Source organism: Paramesorhizobium salinisoli, assembly GCF_003335045.1.
GTDB classification, from domain to species: Bacteria; Pseudomonadota; Alphaproteobacteria; order Rhizobiales; family Rhizobiaceae; genus Paramesorhizobium; species Paramesorhizobium salinisoli.
Map to the genome: position 1 here is coordinate 1 of NZ_QOZG01000002.1, position 15045 is coordinate 15045.

Here is a 15045-nt window from a genome sequence, read left to right on the forward strand (position 1 = left end):
CCGCCAGTTCCTCGTCGATGAACAATGCGACCTCGAGATGATCGAGCGCGTCATGGCAGATGAGGTGAAGCGCGTCCTATAGCTTCGGCGGCTCGACCAAGCGGAAATGCTTTCGCCGGACGCTCACTGTCGAAGCGGGAGAGCGGCGGATATCAGATGCGGGGGTGACAGACCCGCGTGCGATGCCGCCGGCTTTTCCGTGATCGGAAGGGGTGGAGACAGAAATCGCCGGACGGGCGGTCCTGTGACCGCAGTCAAACTATTTCATACGAGCGTTCGCATGACCGCCCGTCTTCCCATCCCAGGATTATGGGCCCTGACTTGGGGCGTTCTTTCTCAATGGCCAGACGCGGAAAGCGGGCGTGGTGTCACCCCCCTCTGGCCTGCCGGCCATCTCCCCCACAAGGAGGGAGATTACACCTTCATTGAGGTTCGGTACTAATCCACAGACGTTGAAGATTGAATGCCGAGCTTATGTCAGCCAATCTCCCTCCTTGTGGGGGAGATGCCCGGCAGGGCAGAGGGGGGTGAGATTTCAGGCCGCAGCGCCGAGGCGGAGGGGATAGAATCTCCCTCCCCGCCGAAGCGGCCTCACACCCGCCCGATATAATCCAGCTTGCCGATCGGCACGCCCTTGTGGCGCAGGATGTCGTAGGCGGTGGTGACGTGGAAGTAGAAATTAGGAATGGCGAAGCCGAGGACGTAGTCTCTCGCGGTAAAGGTCTTCGATCCCTGGCCGGTCTTAAGCTCCACTTCGGCAGCCTCGCGTCCGTCCATCGAATGGGCGGGAACCGCCTTGAGGAAGGTGACCGTCGCGGCGATGCGCGCCTGCAGATCGTCGAAGCTCGCCTCGTTGTCCTCCATCGAGACAGTCTCGACCTGGCCGACGCGGACGGCGGCGAATTTGGCGGTGTCGCTGGCGCGCTGGATCTGCGAGGTGAGCGGGGCCATGTCGGGGAAGAGGCGCGCTTCGAGCAGTTCGGCATGCGGCATGCCTTTCTCGTCGGCGAATGCGCGGCCCTTTTCGAGGATTTCGGTGAGGTTGGCGAAGCCCCGCAGGAAGGCGGGCACGGTGACGTCATAGAGCGACAGGGGCATGGATTTCCTTTGACATCGTTGAGGATCGATGGCGCTGACCATAGACCGCGCATGGGACGGGTCAAATGATTTGCGATCACTTCACCGGCATTCCTCACCCGTCCCGCTTTGCCCGGCGTCCCTCAGAACCGCAAGGCATAGCGGATGCCGTCATAGATGGCGGCATGGATGTTGCGGGCGTGGACGGCATCGCCGATGCGGACGAGATCGAACGTGCCCTCCCGGCGACGCGGGAAGATCGCGCCGCCATGGACGAGTTTGTCGTAATCGACCGCTCCGCCATTGCGCGACAGGGGTTTCAGCGCGGCATAGAGATCGTCGATGGGCAGCGTGCCGTGCTCGACCACCACCTGGTCGACAAGGCGCTCCTCCTCATAGTCCCTGGCGAAATCGGAGCGCAGCACCGCTACCAGCCGGTTGCCCTCGCGCCTGACGGCGGCGAGCCGGGTATTGATCGTCACGCGCACGCCATGCTCCTGAAAGGCGCGCATATAGGGCGCATGGTTCATGCCGCCCATCTCGGGCGCGAAGAAGCGCTCGGGGCTGACGAGTTCGAGTTTCACGCCGGCATGGGCGATCATTTCCGCCGCGCTCATGCCCTGATGGCCGCCATGGTCGTCATAGAAGAGCACGCTGTCGCCCGGCTTGGCGCTGCCCGCGAGGATGTCCCAGCTCGACGTCACGAGGTGGTCGCCCTCGTCCAGCGGCGGGTTCTGCGGCAGGCCGCCGGTGGCGATCACCACGATATCGGGCTCGAGCGCCAATATGTGGTCCGCTTCGGCCCATGTGTCGTAGGTGAGCGGCACGCCCAGCCTTTCGAGTTCGGCGAGCCGCCAGTCGATGATGCCGATCATCTCGCGGCGGCGCGGGTTCTGCGCGGCGAGCCGCACCTGTCCGCCCGCCTGCGACGCCGCCTCGAAGACGCTAACCCTGTGGCCGCGCTCGGCGGCGACGCGCGCCGCCTCCAGCCCCGCCGGCCCCGCGCCGACGATTGCGACGGTTTTTGCGCCGTCCTCGGCCTTGCGGATGATGTGGGGGATGGTCGCCTCGCGGCCCGTCGCGGCATTGTGGATGCACAGCGCCTCGCCGCCCTCATAGATGCGGTCGAGGCAATAGGTGGCGCCGACGCAGGGGCGGATGCGGTGTTCCTCGCCGGCCATGATCTTGCGGACGATATGCGGATCGGCGATATGGGCGCGGGTCATGCCGACCATGTCGAGCTTGCCCTCGGCGATGGCATGGCGCGCGGTGGCGACATCGCCGATGCGGGCGGCGTGGAAGACGGGGAATTTCGTCGCCGCGCGGATCTCGCCGGCAAAATCGAGATGCGGCGAGGCGCGCATGCCCTGAATGGGGATCACCTCGTTCAGCGCCGCATCGGTATCGATATGGCCGCGGATGATGTTGAGGAAATCGACCTTGCCGGATGCGGCGAGGCGGCGGGCGATCTCCACGCCCTCCTCGCGCGACAGCCCCTTCTCCCAGTCCTCATCGGCCACCATGCGGACGCCCACCAGGAAATCCGCGCCGACGGCGTCGCGCACCGCGTCGATCACGCTCCAGGTGAAGCGCAGGCGGTTGTCGAGCGAGCCGTTATATTCGTCGGTGCGGTGGTTGGTGGCGGGCGACCAGAAACCGTCGATGAGATGGCCATAGGCTTCGAACTCGATGCCGTCGAGGCCGGCTTCCTTCATGCGCTGGGCGGCGGAGGCATAATCGGCGATGACGCGCTCGATATCCCAATCCTCCATCTCCTTCGGAAAGGTGCGGTGCGCCGGCTCGCGGACCGGTGAAGGGGCCAGCACGGGGAGCCAGTCGGCCTTGTTCCAGCCACCTGTGCGCCGGCCGAGATGGGTGAGCTGGATCATCACCGCGCAATCATGCTCGTGGCAGCCATCGGCGAGTTGCCTCATCCAGGGCACAATCTCATCCTTATAGGCGAGGAGATTGCCGAAGGCTGGCGGGGAGTCCCGCGAGACGACGGCGGAGCCCGCCGTCATGGTCAGCGCCATGCCTCCCCTCGCCTTTTCGACATGGTAGAGGCGGTAGCGGTCCTTCGGCATGCCGTCCTCGGAATAGGCCGGCTCATGGCTCGTCGACATGATGCGGTTCTTCAGCGTGAGATGTTTCAGCTGGAAGGGTTGCAGAAGCGGGTCATTCGATGCCATTGCGGTTCCAATCTGATCTCTATTTGTTATTGCGCATTTTCCGAACGCAAAACCGCTTTGCACTTTTGCTGGAAATGCTTTGAACACTCTTTGAAAGGAGTAAAGCTGTGACCGATGTCCAAGGACTGACCCAGCTGGGAGCCAAGACCGACATAGCGGCCTCGCCCGAGGAAGCCGTGCTCGAAACCGTACCCTACACCCGCCGCGACGGGCCGCCGGCGATCGTGCGCTTCACCTGCCCCGAATTCACCTCGCTCTGCCCGATGACCGGACAGCCAGACTTCGCGCATATCGTCATCGACTATGCGCCGGATGCCCGGCTGGTGGAATCGAAATCGCTGAAGATGTTCCTCTTCTCGTTCCGCAACCATGGCGCATTCCACGAGGATTGCACGATCGAGATCGGGCGGCGGATCGTCGAGGCGACAAAGCCGCTCTGGCTGCGCATCGGCGGCTACTGGTATCCGCGCGGCGGCATCCCGATCGACGTCTTCTGGCAGACCGGCACACCGCCGGAGGGCGCATGGCTTCCGGATACCGGCGTTCCGCCCTATCGCGGCCGGGGATGATCTGGGGAGATGGGCGCTGCCGGACTGCATTTGCCATCATCAATAGCATGCGTCCGGCATCGCCGCTTTGTCGCGCGCGACACCAAGCCGATCTTATCCGAAAAGTCTGCAACTTTTCGGGACCATCTTCCTGTTAGCCGCATGGTCTTATCCGAAAAGTCTGCAACTTTTCGGGACCATGTTCCTGTTAGCCGCATGGTCTTATCCGAAAAGTCTGCAACTTTTCGGGACCATGCTGTAGCGAATCCGCTTATATAGTCCCATGACGATCCGGCATTTAAGCGAAACCATCATCAACCAGATTGCGGCAGGCGAGGTCATCGAGCGGCCGGCCAGTGTCGTGAAGGAACTCGTCGAAAACGCCATCGATGCGGGAGCATCGCGCGTCGAGGTGGTGACGGCGGGCGGCGGCAAGACGCTGATCCGCGTCACCGACAATGGTTCAGGCATTCCGGCGGGCGAACTGGCGCTGGCGGTGTCGCGCCATTGCACATCGAAGCTTACCGACGACGTGCACGATATCCGCGCGCTCGGCTTTCGCGGCGAGGCGCTGCCCTCCATCGGCTCGGTGTCGCGGCTGTCGCTGAAATCGCGCGTGGCCGACGCCGAATCCGGGTTCGAGATCACTGTTTCCGGCGGACGCATGGAGGGGCCGCGCCCGGCGGCGCTCAACCAGGGCACGATCGCCGAAGTGCGCGACCTCTTCTTCGCCACGCCTGCGCGGCTGAAATTCATGAAGACCGACCGCGCCGAGGCGATGGCGGTGGGCGATATCGTCAAACGGGTGGCCATTGCTTTTCCGCATATCCGCTTTTCGCTCGCGGGCAGCGACCGCACGCCGCTCGAACTGCCGGCGACGGGTGCGGGCAGCGACGGGATGCTGGAGCGTATCGCGCAGGTGCTCGGCAAGGAGTTTCCGGAGAACGCCATCGCCATCGATGCGGAACGAGACGGCGTGCGGCTTGCCGGTTTTGCCGGCATACCCTCCTTCAACCGCGCCAACAGCCTTCACCAGTTCGCCTATGTCAACGGGCGGCCGGTGCGCGACAAGCAGATATGGGGCGCGATCCGCGGGGCCTATGCCGATGTGATCGCCCGCGACCGCCATGCCGTGGCGGTGCTGTTCCTGACGCTCGATCCGGCGCTGGTGGATGTCAACGTGCATCCCGCAAAGGCGGATGTGCGCTTCCGCGATCCGGGCCTGGTGCGCGGGCTGATCGTCGGCGCCATCAGGCAGGCGCTTTCGCAATCCGGCATCCGGGCGGCGACAAGCGGGGCAGAGGCGATGATGCAGGCCTTCCGTGCCGAAGGGTTCGGCGCGAGACAGGCCCCTGAGCGCCCCGCGGCCGCTTATCGCGCGCCGGCCTATCAGGCGGGCAGCTGGACGACGACCGCGCCAAGACCGCGCTCCGAATGGTCGCCGGCCACCGCGCCCTATCGGCCGCTCGATATGGATATGGGCTTTGCGGAAAACGAACAGGCGACCTTCGAAGGGGTGACCACGCCCAGCGCCGATGCGCGGGCGACGGTAGAAGATGCGCCGGCGGAGCTCATCGCCGCACCGCTCGGTGCTGCGCGGGCGCAGATCCACGCCAATTACATCGTGGCGCAGACCGACGACAGCCTGGTGATCGTCGACCAGCATGCGGCGCATGAGCGGCTGGTCTATGAGGCGCTGAAGACCGCGCTGCACGCCCGGCCCCTGCCCGCGCAGATGCTGCTCATCCCCGAGATCGTCGATTTGCCGGAGGAGGATGCCGAGCGGCTCGCCAGCCACGCCGAGACGCTCGCGCGCTTCGGCCTGGGCGTCGAGCGCTTCGGGCCGGGCGCGGTGGCGGTGCGCGAGACGCCGGCCATGCTGGGTGAGATCGACGTGCAGCTTCTCATCCGAGACCTCGCCGATGAAATCGCCGAGCACGATACATCGGACGGGCTCAAGGCCATGCTGGATCATGTCGCCGCGACCATGGCCTGCCATGGCTCGGTGCGCGCCGGACGCCGCCTGAAGCCGGAGGAAATGAACGCGCTTTTGCGCCAGATGGAGGCGACGCCGGGCTCCGGCACGTGCAATCACGGGCGTCCGACCTATATCGAGCTGAAACTGGCCGATATCGAGCGCCTGTTCGGGCGCAGATAGACAGCGGACGGCTTGACCCGTCGCAGCTTTTGTGGCGCTTTTAACCGAAAGAACAAGACAGGAAGAACCATGAACAGATTTGAAGGTCCACGTTCTCAGGAAGCGCGGCTGCGCTATCTCGATGGCGACTTTCAGGTTTTGAGCCCCGGCGCCTATGTCGTCTGCGCCGTCACGGGCGAACAGATCCCGCTGGACGAACTGAAATACTGGAGCGTCACGCGGCAGGAGCCTTATGCCAACGGCATGGTTTCCTACCAGCGCGAGTTGGAGTGCAATCCGGAACTGCGCAGCCGCAAGGGCTAGATCCTGTTTGATGGGTTTCCGACTTGAAGCCGTTCTGTGCCGCTGAGGGAGCGGAGATGTGGAATGCTGGCGTAACGCGGCCGATCACCCCTTTATCCGCCGCTGACGATAGCGCTCCTGTGCCGCATCGATGATCCGTCCTGCGATATCAGGCTGATCGAAGGCCAGTTCGACATCGATCACACCGAGCTTTTCCAGGAATTGCGGGGGCGTGCCGAGTGCCGTGGCGAGGCGGACATGGTCCTTGGCCGTAGTGACCAGATTAAGGTCGGCGGCGGCGGCGGTCTGCATCAGTTCGGTGATGTCATCCGGGGTATAGGGGTGGTGGTCGGGAAAGCTGCGGGTCAGGACCGGCGCGCCGCCCATTTCGCTGAGGCTTGCGAAAAACTTCTCCGGATTGCCGATGCCGGCGAAGGCGAGGAAGCGTTTGCCGGAAATCGCGCTTTTGGAACTGGGGACGAGCCGCGCCCCGTGGATCGGCTTTGCAGCGCGCGCGGCCTGCCGGATCACCTTGTCCGCTCCGCTGCCCGTGCCGATCTTGAGGAGCGCATCAGCCTTCCGCAATTGGTCGATCAGCGGCGCGCGCAGCGGTCCTGCCGGTATGATCCGGCCATTGCCGATGCCGCGGCTCGAATCCAGCACGATGAGCGCATAATCGATATGCAGCCTCGCGCTCTGGAAGCCGTCATCCATGATGAGGAAATCGCATCCCTCTGCGATCAGCAGTCTGGCCGCGGCGACCCGATCAGGCGAGACCGCGACCGGGGCATGGCGGGCGAGAAGCAGAGGTTCGTCGCCGGTATGTCTGGCAGTGTCATGATCGGGATCGACGAGATGAACACCGGAGAACCCGCCGCCATAGCCGCGCGAGACGATGCCCGGCTTCAGCCCCTTTGCTTGCGCTGCTTTGGCAAAGGCTATGGCCGTCGGCGTCTTGCCGGCGCCGCCCACCGTGAAATTGCCGATGCAGAGAACCGGCAGCGGCACTTTGGGCGGCGTCCCCCGCACCAGCCTGCGCCGGGCGACAGCACCATAAAGGGCTGAGAGCGGAGAGAGTGCGAAGGCACGCCAGTCCGGCTTTTCCCACCAGAATGGAGGTGCCTCGCTTGCCATCAGCGCGACCCCTGCGGTCCCGTCAACTGCGCCTGGACCACCAGGGGCTGGATAAAGGGTTCGAGAGCAACCAATGTGCGCTCGAGCGAGCCGCGCATATCCTCGACGGTCCGGGCGGCAGCGGCGATCATTTCACGGCGCTGCGCCTCGTTGTTGAAGAGGAAGTTGACCGCGCCAGCCAGCATATCGCGGTCGCGCACCAGCTTTGCACCGCCATTCTTGATGAGCCGCTGGTAGGAATCGCGGAAATTCTGGACGTTGCGCCCTGCAAGAATGGCGGTGCCGAGCATGGCCGGCTCCAGCGGGTTCTGACCGCCCTCGCCGGTCAGCGAGCGGCCGACAAAGGCGATCTCGGTCAGTCGCAGATAAAGCCCCATCTCACCGATCGTGTCGCCGAGGAGAATATTGGTTTCCGGCGTAATCGGGTCATTGCGGCTGCGCAACGCCACCTTGAGGCCGCGTGCGACCATCATCGTCTCGAGCGCTGCGACGCGGTCTGGATGGCGCGGCACGATGATCGTCAGGAGATTCTTGTGCCGGGTCTTCAGCATGTCATGAACCTCGACCGCGATCTCCTCCTCGCCCTGATGCGTGGAGATAGCCGCCCATGTACCGCGCTCGCCGATCTGATCCCGGTAGGCTGCAACCACGGAAACATCGGCGGGCGGGACAATGGCGTCGACCTTCAGATTGCCTGAGACGACCACCGGACGGGCGCCGAGCGTGCGGAAACGTTCGCCATCCACCTCCGACTGCGCCACCACTAGCGCAAGATTTTCAAACAGCGCCTCCGCCAGCGAAGCGCGTTTCTTCCATGCGGCAAAGGAGCGGTCGGACAGCCTTCCATTGACCAGCACCTGCGGCACCCGGCGGGCGCCGAGTTCCAGGATGGTCATGGGCCAGATTTCGGATTCGCAGATCACCGCGAGATCCGGGCGCCAATGGGTCAGGAACTTGTTGACCGCCGGTTTGAGGTCGAGTGGAACATATTGATGGATCACCCGGTCCTGCAAACGCTCGGCGACGAGCTTGGCCGAGGTCACGGTGCCCGTGGTCAGCACGACATGGATGCCCATCGCGACGATGCGCTCGATCAGCGGGATCACCGCCGAGGTTTCGCCGACGCTTGCCGCATGAACCCAGACCAGCGGGCCATCCGGCCGCGGGATGCTGGCCTTGCCGTAGCGCTCCCGGCGGCGGGCATGGTCTTCCTTGCCGCGCGACACGCGAAACGCGACATAGGCGCCGACGACGGGATAGACGGCGGCCCCGCCCCAGCGATAGGCGGTGAGGATCGTCCGGGCCCATTTCTCGCTCATGCCACTTGCCTCCCGGCAATTTGCTCCAGACGGGCATAAGCGTCAGCCGTAACCGTATTGAGTTTCTCGGTCAGTTCCACGCGCTTTGCCTCCAGCATGGCTTCATCTGCATCCTCCGGCACGAGAACCGGCTCGCATGAAACCACAACCGACCGACCGAAGGGCAGCGGTATGGCGGTTTTGTCCCAGGTTTTTTCCAGAATCTTGCGGCGCGAGAAGGCGTAGCCTATCGGCACAATGGGACGGCCGGACAGCTTGCCCAGGAGAATGACGCCCTGCCCCGCCTCACGCGCCTTGCCATGGGCGATATCGGCGATGATGGCTGTAGACTTGCCCTGTTTCAAGGCGTTCTTCAACGCCAGAAGCGCCCGCGCGCCGCCTTTCTCGATGCGGCTGCGCGAGCCGCGTCCGCCGGAGCCCCGCACGGTCTCAAGCCCCAGCCGCTCCGCCACCCGGGCGTTGAGCTCGGCATCGGCACTGCGCGAGAACATGGCGACGAGTTCCAGCCCGTCGGGGCGCAGGAACGGCGCCATCAGGTGCTGGCCATGCCAGCAGGTGACGATGAGAGGACTGTAATCGCGCTTGAGGTCGCTGGGATCCTTGGAACCCTCGATGCGAGGATTGGTGGCATGGACAAATTTCAAATAGGCGGAGATCAGCCATACCAGCGCCGTCGTCACCACCGCCGAACGTGCCAGCGGCCCGCGAATGCTGCGCCAGATATTTTTGACCGCGCTATCCTTTCGAGGCCCGGCCTTTCGCGGCTCCGAAGGCGCGGTATCCACGTTTTCTGCCATGCTTCCTCTGGACCCGCTGACAATCCCGGGGACCGTCAGTCTACCTTCCCTGATGCGATCGCGCTGGCCGCTGTGGCCGGATCGAGCAGTCTGTGCAGATGCACGATGAAATAACGCATATGGGCGTTATCGACGGTCTGCTGGGCCTTTGCCTTCCATGCGACTTTTGCCGATTCGTAGTCCGGATAGATGCCGACAATATCGAGATCGTTCAGATCGCGGAACTCCAAGCCGGTTAAATTCTTCAGTTCTCCGCCGAAAACCAGATGAAGAAGCTGTTTCTTGCCTTCGCCGCCTGCGCTCATGATCAATTTCCCAAACCGAGTAAAACGTGCCGAATGATTAGCCGAACGTCGTTTGCGCCACAACACCCAACATATCGTCGAGCAATTGGCCGCTTGCCGCGACAAGCGTGCCGTGCTTGCGGGTCGGGCCCCCGTAACGCAGCCGTTCGGCATCCGCGGTGACAACCGCGCCTCCGGCTTCCGCCAATATAAGATCGGCGGCGGCGAGATCCCAGTCATGGGAATTGGGCCGCACGAAGGTTCCGGCGATTTCGCCACGCGCCACCATGGCGAGACGATAGGCCAGCGACGGCACATAGGGATAGGTCTCGACGCGATTGCGGAAATCCTCCGGCAGAAGCGCCAGGGCCGAGCGCGCCATGGCGATCTTCAGCCGGTCCTGGCTTGCCAGATCGACAACCCTGATATCGCGCCCGTTCTGGCGCGCGCCTGTGCCAAGGCTCGCCTCGATCGCCTCGCCGCGCGCCGGACAATCCAGCACGCCGGCCAACGGCCTGCCGTCCTCGACAATGCCGATGCTGACGCACCACATATCCTGACCGGCGATGAAGGCGCGGGTGCCGTCAATGGGATCGACGACGAACACACGGCGGCGCGCCAGGACGGCGCGATCATCCACCGTTTCCTCTGAAATCCAGCCATAGCCGGGGCGCGCGGTCAAAAGCGCTTCTTTCAAAAACGCATCGACCGCCATGTCGGCCTCGCTTACCGGCGACTGGCCTTCCTTCATCCAGACTTCCGGATCGCGACCGAAAAATCGCATGGCGATGCGGCCCGCCTCTTCAGCCACCGAGCGGATCAGCGCCAGATCGGCTTCAGGCGTTGCGGGAACATCGGCTCTGCTCTCAGCTTCCGGCAAGGGTCATGCCTTCTATCGCCAGTGTCGGTGCGGCCGTGCCGAAATTGCGGTCGATATCGTTTGCGGGCGTCAAATTGAGGAACATGTCTTTCAGGTTGGAGGCAATGGTCACCTCGCTCACCGGATAACTCAGCTCGCCGTTCTCGATCCAGAAACCCGAGGCGCCACGGCTATATTGCCCGGTCACCATATCGACACCCTGGCCGAAGACCTCCGTCACATAAAACCCGGTGCCGATGCCGCGGATCAGGTCTTCCGGCGACGCCTCGCCGGGCTCGATGGCGAAATTGGTGGAAGCTGGAACGACCGTTGAACCCGAGCGGACGCCGCGCCCGTTCGTCTCAAGGCCAAGTTCCTTAGCGGTCGAGGAGGAGAGGAACCAATGCTTGAGCACACCGTCCTCCACCATGGCGAGCTTTTGCCCCTCGATGCCTTCGCCGTCGAAGGGCCGCGAAGAGGTGCCGCGCATGCGCAGCGGATCATCCGTGACGTGAATGCCTGCCTTGAGGATCTGCTTGCCCATGGAATCCTTGAGGAAGCTGGTCTTGCGGGCGACCGAGGCGCCGTTGATAGCGCCGGCCAGATGCCCGGCAATACTCCGCGCCACGCGGGGATCGAAGACGATGTTGACGGGGCCGGTCTTCGCCTTGCGCGCGCCGAGGCGGCGCACCGCGCGCTCACCTGCGCTGCGGCCTATGGCGGCTGCGTCGTCCAGCTCGGAAAAATGCAGGCGCGACGTGAATTCATAGTCTCGCTCCATCGCCGTGCCGGTTCCGGCAATGGCGCTGGCCGAGACGCCGAAACGCGTCACGGCATAATGCCCCTCGAAACCGGCCGACGTGACCAGGACCAGACCGCCCAGCCCGGCCCAGGCCGACGCTCCGCCGGAATTGGTGACGCCTGCGACCGCAAGGGCCGCTTCCTCCGCCGCGAAGGCGTCGGAGGTCAATCTGGCGGCGTCGACCACCGTCGGATCGAACAGGTCAAGGTCACGCGGCTTGCCGACGAGCAGGCCATTCGAAGCCAGGCCTTCATAGGGGTCCTCGGGAGAGACTTTCGCCATGGCGACAGCGCGCTCTGCGAGCCTTGCGGGGTCGCCATCGCCATTGGCAGAAACGCTGGCGATGCGCTTGCCGACGAAAACCCTCAACGAAAATTCATCGCTTTCGGAGGCTTCCGTTCCCTCGACCTTACCGAGCCGGACGGTCACATTCGTCGAATGAGCGCGAATGACCACCGCATCGGCCGCATCGGCACCGGCGCGGCGCGCGGCTTCGACGAGGGAGGCGGCCTTGTCGACCAATTGTCTGGAGTCTGTCGGAGCGTTCATGATAATCCGGTTCGGGCCGTGCCGAGAATGAGGATCTGATCGGAATGATTATTCGAGACAAAACTGAAATCAGTCCATAATCTTCCTATATGGTGCAAAATTGGGTGCATCAAGGCGGTTGCCGAGAAACCTTTCCCATCAAGTTCATCAAGCTGCCCATCGAGGCGGCTCATCAAGGTCAGGCAATGGTCGCGGAAGGCGGAAATCTCTATCTCCAATCGCTGATGCTCCTCGGTGGCGCGATCATCGCCGCGCCGCTGTTCAAGAAGCTGGGGCTCGGCACTGTTCTCGGCTATCTCGCGGCGGGCATCGTCATCGGGCCAGTCGCGCGGCTGATCAGCGATGGGGAGAATTTCCTGCATTTTTCCGAGCTTGGGGTCGTTTTCCTCCTGTTCATCATCGGGCTCGAGCTGAAGCCGTCGCGGCTGTGGGCGCTGCGGCATTCAATCTTCGGCCTTGGCCTCGCCCAGGTCCTGCTGACGGGGATCGCCCTCTCCGCCCTCACCTTCTATGTCGCCGGCATAGCCCTTGAGGCTGCCATCATCATCGGCTTCGGGCTTGCGCTCTCCTCCACCGCCTTTGCGATGCAAGTGCTGGAGGACCGGGCGGAGACCAACCAGAAGCATGGCCAGCGGGCCTTCTCCATCCTGCTTTTCCAGGATCTCGCCATCGTGCCCATCCTGGCGCTGATTCCCGCCCTTTCCCCGCATGGTGTCTCGCAGACGTCCGGTGAATACCAGTTCGCCACCGCCATCATCGGCATCGTGGCGCTGATCGTCGCCGGGCGTTATCTCCTGAACCCGATGTTCCGCATCATCGCCAACACCGGCACGCGCGAGGTGATGATCGCGGCTGCTCTTTTCGTGGTCGTCGGCTCCGCGACGCTGATGCAGTTTGCGGGACTTTCCATGGCCATGGGCGCCTTCATCGCCGGCGTTCTCCTCGCCGAATCGTCCTATCGCCATGAACTTGAAGCCGATATCGAGCCGTTTCGCGGCATCCTGCTCGGCCTTTTCTTCGTCGCCGTCGGCCTGTCGCTCAATCTCACCGTCATCATGGAGAACTGGCTGGCCATTCTCCTGGCCGTGCCCGTGCTCATGGCCGTAAAGATCGCGATCATCTACGTGCTTTGCCGCGTCTTCCGTTCCAGCCATGACGATGCGATTCGCGTGGCATTCCTGCTGCCGCAGGGGGGCGAATTCGCCTTCGTGCTGTTTTCCGCCGCATCGGCTGCCGCGATCCTCAGCAGTTCGCTCGCCTCGGAACTCGTCGCCGTGGTTACCATTTCCATGGCGCTGACGCCGCTTTCCGTGGCGCTGGGCAATCGCCTTCTCGCCGGCGACAGGGAGGAAGTGCTGGAAGAGGATTTCGACGGCGCGGGCGCCGATGTGCTGATGATCGGCTTCTCGCGCTATGGCCAGATCGCGGCGCAGATCCTGCTCGCCGGCGGCATCGACGTCACCGTCATCGACACATCGGCCAACCGCATCCGGGCCGCCAGCAAATTCGGCTTCCGCATCTATTTCGGCGACGGCACGCGCAAGGACGTGCTCGAAGCCTCCGGGATAAGGCGGGCGAAGATCGTCGCCGTCTGCACGCAGAAAAAGGACGTCACCAATCGGATCATCGATTTGATCCAATCGGAATTCCCCGACACGAAACTTTTCGTGCGCTCCTACGACCGCGAGCACACATTGCAATTGCGCGCCAAGCAGGTCGATTACGAGTTGCGCGAAACATTTGAATCGGGACTTCTGTTCGGGCGCAAGACATTGGAGGAACTCGGCATCAGCGAAGACCTCGCCGGCGAGATCACCGAAGATGTGCGCAGGCGCGACGAGGACCGGCTCCGCGTACAGGCAACCGAAGGCATCCTTGCCGGACGCCATTTGCTGTTCAACAAGCCGGTCACGCCAGAGCCGTTGACGAAGCCGACCCGCGAAGCAAAGCCGCTCGACAAGATCACCGAGGAAACGCTGGCGCCTGCCGGGGGAACCAACCTGGCGGAGACGGAACCGGCGGAGTAGAGATTTTCATATGGATTGGAACACGGGACAGCGCGCCCCTCTGCCCTGCCGCGCAGGGGGGTGCCTAGCGTTCAATCAAAACAAGAACCGCTCTGCCGGCTATCAGGCGCTCCGGCGGCTTTCGGAAAAGGTTAGAGCCGCGTCCAATGCGTGTTTCAGCTCGTCCTTGACCCCGACGCTTTCGCGCAGGATCGGCGCGACGCGCATGAAATCGAGGACGCCGAAGCGGGATACCTGCGGGCGCAGGAAGATGACAGGCCGCGTGCGCTTGAGCTTGGTGGCGATGATCGACTGCATCATCAGTTGCGACGCGCCGAACATGGCGTCGATGGAGGACGGCATCTTGTCATCGTCGCCGACCGGCCCGCCGACGACATCGATGGCGATGACGATATCCGCCTTCTCCTCCAGGAGTTCGAACGGCACGGGATTGTAGATGCCGCCGTCGATCAATATCCGCCCGTCGCGGCGGATCGGCCGGAACAGGGCTGGAATGGCGGCCGATGCTGCTATTGCCGAGATGAGATCGCCGCTTTCGATGATCACTTCCTGCTGGCCGTAGAAATCCGTCGCGGTGACGGCAAGCGGTATCTCAAGCTCCTCGAACGTGGTGGGCAGGCGCTCGGGCAGGAATGCCTTGAGAATTTTCTCGATGTTGAACTGGGTGAAGCGGATGCCACCGGCCAGGATCTCCGAGATGCTTGTCGGGCGCATCTTCCACATGCGGCCGGCGACCTGGGCGCGGTTGGCGAGCGTCTCGTTGCAATAGGCGCGAATTTCCCTGCCGCTCATGCCGGCGGCCATGCCCGCGCCCATGATGGCGCCGATGGACGAGCCCGAGATGGCCACGGGGCGAATGCCCATTTCGTCCAAGGCCTCGATAACATTGACATGCGCGATGCCGCGCGCACCGCCGCCGCCGAAAGCCACCGCGACGGATGGACCCGGCCTTGCAACGCGTTCGCCTGTGGATGCTGCCGTCAACGCGTCATCTCCTCGCTTCACCGCATTTGGCGGCTG

Annotated in this window: 13 protein-coding genes; 4 read left to right on the top strand and 9 right to left on the bottom strand. The window is 63.5% G+C overall.

Annotation, left to right across the window (positions count from 1 at the left end; genetic code table 11):
- Nucleotides 1-591: 591 nt before the first annotated feature.
- The gene (locus tag DUT91_RS03585; RefSeq protein ID WP_114439037.1) at nucleotides 592-1098 is read right to left on the bottom strand and encodes a DUF1993 domain-containing protein; all 507 of its coding nucleotides are present in this window, start codon (nucleotides 1096-1098) and stop codon (nucleotides 592-594) included.
- A 122-nt stretch (nucleotides 1099-1220) separates the two neighbouring features.
- Entirely contained in the window at nucleotides 1221-3266 is a 2046-nt protein-coding gene (locus tag DUT91_RS03590; RefSeq protein ID WP_114439038.1) for an NADH:flavin oxidoreductase, read from the bottom strand.
- Between the two features lie 107 nt (nucleotides 3267-3373).
- On the opposite strand from DUT91_RS03590, the gene queF reads away from it, so the two are divergent.
- From queF to DUT91_RS03605, 3 genes are all read left to right on the top strand, one after another.
- Entirely contained in the window at nucleotides 3374-3835 is a 462-nt protein-coding gene (gene queF / locus DUT91_RS03595) for a preQ(1) synthase (RefSeq protein ID WP_114439039.1), read from the top strand.
- Between the two features lie 262 nt (nucleotides 3836-4097).
- Complete coding sequence (gene mutL, locus DUT91_RS03600) at nucleotides 4098-5972, top strand: DNA mismatch repair endonuclease MutL (protein WP_114439040.1); 1875 nt, start codon at nucleotides 4098-4100, stop codon at nucleotides 5970-5972.
- Between the two features lie 69 nt (nucleotides 5973-6041).
- On the top strand, nucleotides 6042-6275 hold the full coding sequence (locus tag DUT91_RS03605; protein WP_114439041.1) for a DUF2093 domain-containing protein: 234 nt from the start codon (nucleotides 6042-6044) through the stop codon (nucleotides 6273-6275).
- 84 nt (nucleotides 6276-6359) lie between these two features.
- Here DUT91_RS03605 and lpxK read toward each other — a convergent pair whose 3' ends face one another.
- Genes lpxK through DUT91_RS03635 form a run of 6 tightly spaced genes read right to left on the bottom strand, consistent with a single transcriptional unit; the run spans nucleotide 6360 to nucleotide 11998 of the window.
- Nucleotides 6360-7388: a tetraacyldisaccharide 4'-kinase gene (gene lpxK, locus DUT91_RS03610; protein WP_114439042.1), complete on the bottom strand. Its 1029-nt coding sequence runs from the start codon at nucleotides 7386-7388 to the stop codon at nucleotides 6360-6362.
- Nucleotides 7388-8707 carry a lipid IV(A) 3-deoxy-D-manno-octulosonic acid transferase gene (waaA, locus tag DUT91_RS03615; RefSeq protein WP_114439043.1) on the bottom strand — a complete coding sequence of 440 codons (1320 nt, stop codon included), beginning with the start codon at nucleotides 8705-8707 and terminating at the stop codon, nucleotides 7388-7390. Before waaA ends, lpxK begins: the two co-directional genes overlap by 1 nt.
- Complete coding sequence (locus DUT91_RS03620) at nucleotides 8704-9504, bottom strand: lysophospholipid acyltransferase family protein (RefSeq protein WP_114439044.1); 801 nt, start codon at nucleotides 9502-9504, stop codon at nucleotides 8704-8706. Before DUT91_RS03620 ends, waaA begins: the two co-directional genes overlap by 4 nt.
- A gap of 35 nt (nucleotides 9505-9539) precedes the next feature.
- Nucleotides 9540-9809, bottom strand: a complete 270-nt coding sequence (locus DUT91_RS03625) for a DUF4170 domain-containing protein (protein ID WP_114439045.1) — start codon at nucleotides 9807-9809, stop codon at nucleotides 9540-9542.
- Nucleotides 9810-9846: 37 nt separating this feature from the next.
- Complete coding sequence (locus DUT91_RS03630) at nucleotides 9847-10668, bottom strand: 3'(2'),5'-bisphosphate nucleotidase CysQ (protein ID WP_281032581.1); 822 nt, start codon at nucleotides 10666-10668, stop codon at nucleotides 9847-9849.
- Nucleotides 10655-11998 carry a TldD/PmbA family protein gene (locus DUT91_RS03635; RefSeq protein ID WP_114439046.1) on the bottom strand — a complete coding sequence of 448 codons (1344 nt, stop codon included), beginning with the start codon at nucleotides 11996-11998 and terminating at the stop codon, nucleotides 10655-10657. The genes DUT91_RS03630 and DUT91_RS03635 overlap by 14 nt, the downstream gene beginning before the upstream one ends.
- A 185-nt stretch (nucleotides 11999-12183) precedes the next feature.
- Between DUT91_RS03635 and DUT91_RS03640 the strand changes: the two genes are divergently transcribed.
- A complete protein-coding gene (locus DUT91_RS03640; protein WP_114439603.1) occupies nucleotides 12184-14025 on the top strand; it encodes a monovalent cation:proton antiporter-2 (CPA2) family protein in 1842 nt (613 codons plus the stop codon).
- 102 nt (nucleotides 14026-14127) lie between these two features.
- On the opposite strand, the gene DUT91_RS03645 is transcribed toward DUT91_RS03640, so the two are convergent.
- Nucleotides 14128-15009 carry a patatin-like phospholipase family protein gene (locus DUT91_RS03645; protein ID WP_114439047.1) on the bottom strand — a complete coding sequence of 294 codons (882 nt, stop codon included), beginning with the start codon at nucleotides 15007-15009 and terminating at the stop codon, nucleotides 14128-14130.
- Between the last annotated feature and the right edge of the window lie 36 nt (nucleotides 15010-15045).

Bases quoted from the DNA above. Each gene is read 5' to 3' on its own strand.
- mutL (WP_114439040.1), top strand. From the start codon at position 4,098: ATGACGATCCGGCATTTAAGCGAAACCATCATCAACCAGATTGCGGCA.
- lpxK (WP_114439042.1), bottom strand. From the start codon at position 7,388: ATGGCAAGCGAGGCACCTCCATTCTGGTGGGAAAAGCCGGACTGGCGT.
- DUT91_RS03620 (WP_114439044.1), bottom strand. From the start codon at position 9,504: ATGGCAGAAAACGTGGATACCGCGCCTTCGGAGCCGCGAAAGGCCGGG.
- DUT91_RS03590 (WP_114439038.1), bottom strand. From the start codon at position 3,266: ATGGCATCGAATGACCCGCTTCTGCAACCCTTCCAGCTGAAACATCTC.
- DUT91_RS03635 (WP_114439046.1), bottom strand. From the start codon at position 11,998: ATGAACGCTCCGACAGACTCCAGACAATTGGTCGACAAGGCCGCCTCC.
- DUT91_RS03585 (WP_114439037.1), bottom strand. From the start codon at position 1,098: ATGCCCCTGTCGCTCTATGACGTCACCGTGCCCGCCTTCCTGCGGGGC.
- DUT91_RS03625 (WP_114439045.1), bottom strand. From the start codon at position 9,809: ATGAGCGCAGGCGGCGAAGGCAAGAAACAGCTTCTTCATCTGGTTTTC.
- waaA (WP_114439043.1), bottom strand. From the start codon at position 8,707: ATGAGCGAGAAATGGGCCCGGACGATCCTCACCGCCTATCGCTGGGGC.
- DUT91_RS03605 (WP_114439041.1), top strand. From the start codon at position 6,042: ATGAACAGATTTGAAGGTCCACGTTCTCAGGAAGCGCGGCTGCGCTAT.
- DUT91_RS03640 (WP_114439603.1), top strand. From the start codon at position 12,184: ATGGTCGCGGAAGGCGGAAATCTCTATCTCCAATCGCTGATGCTCCTC.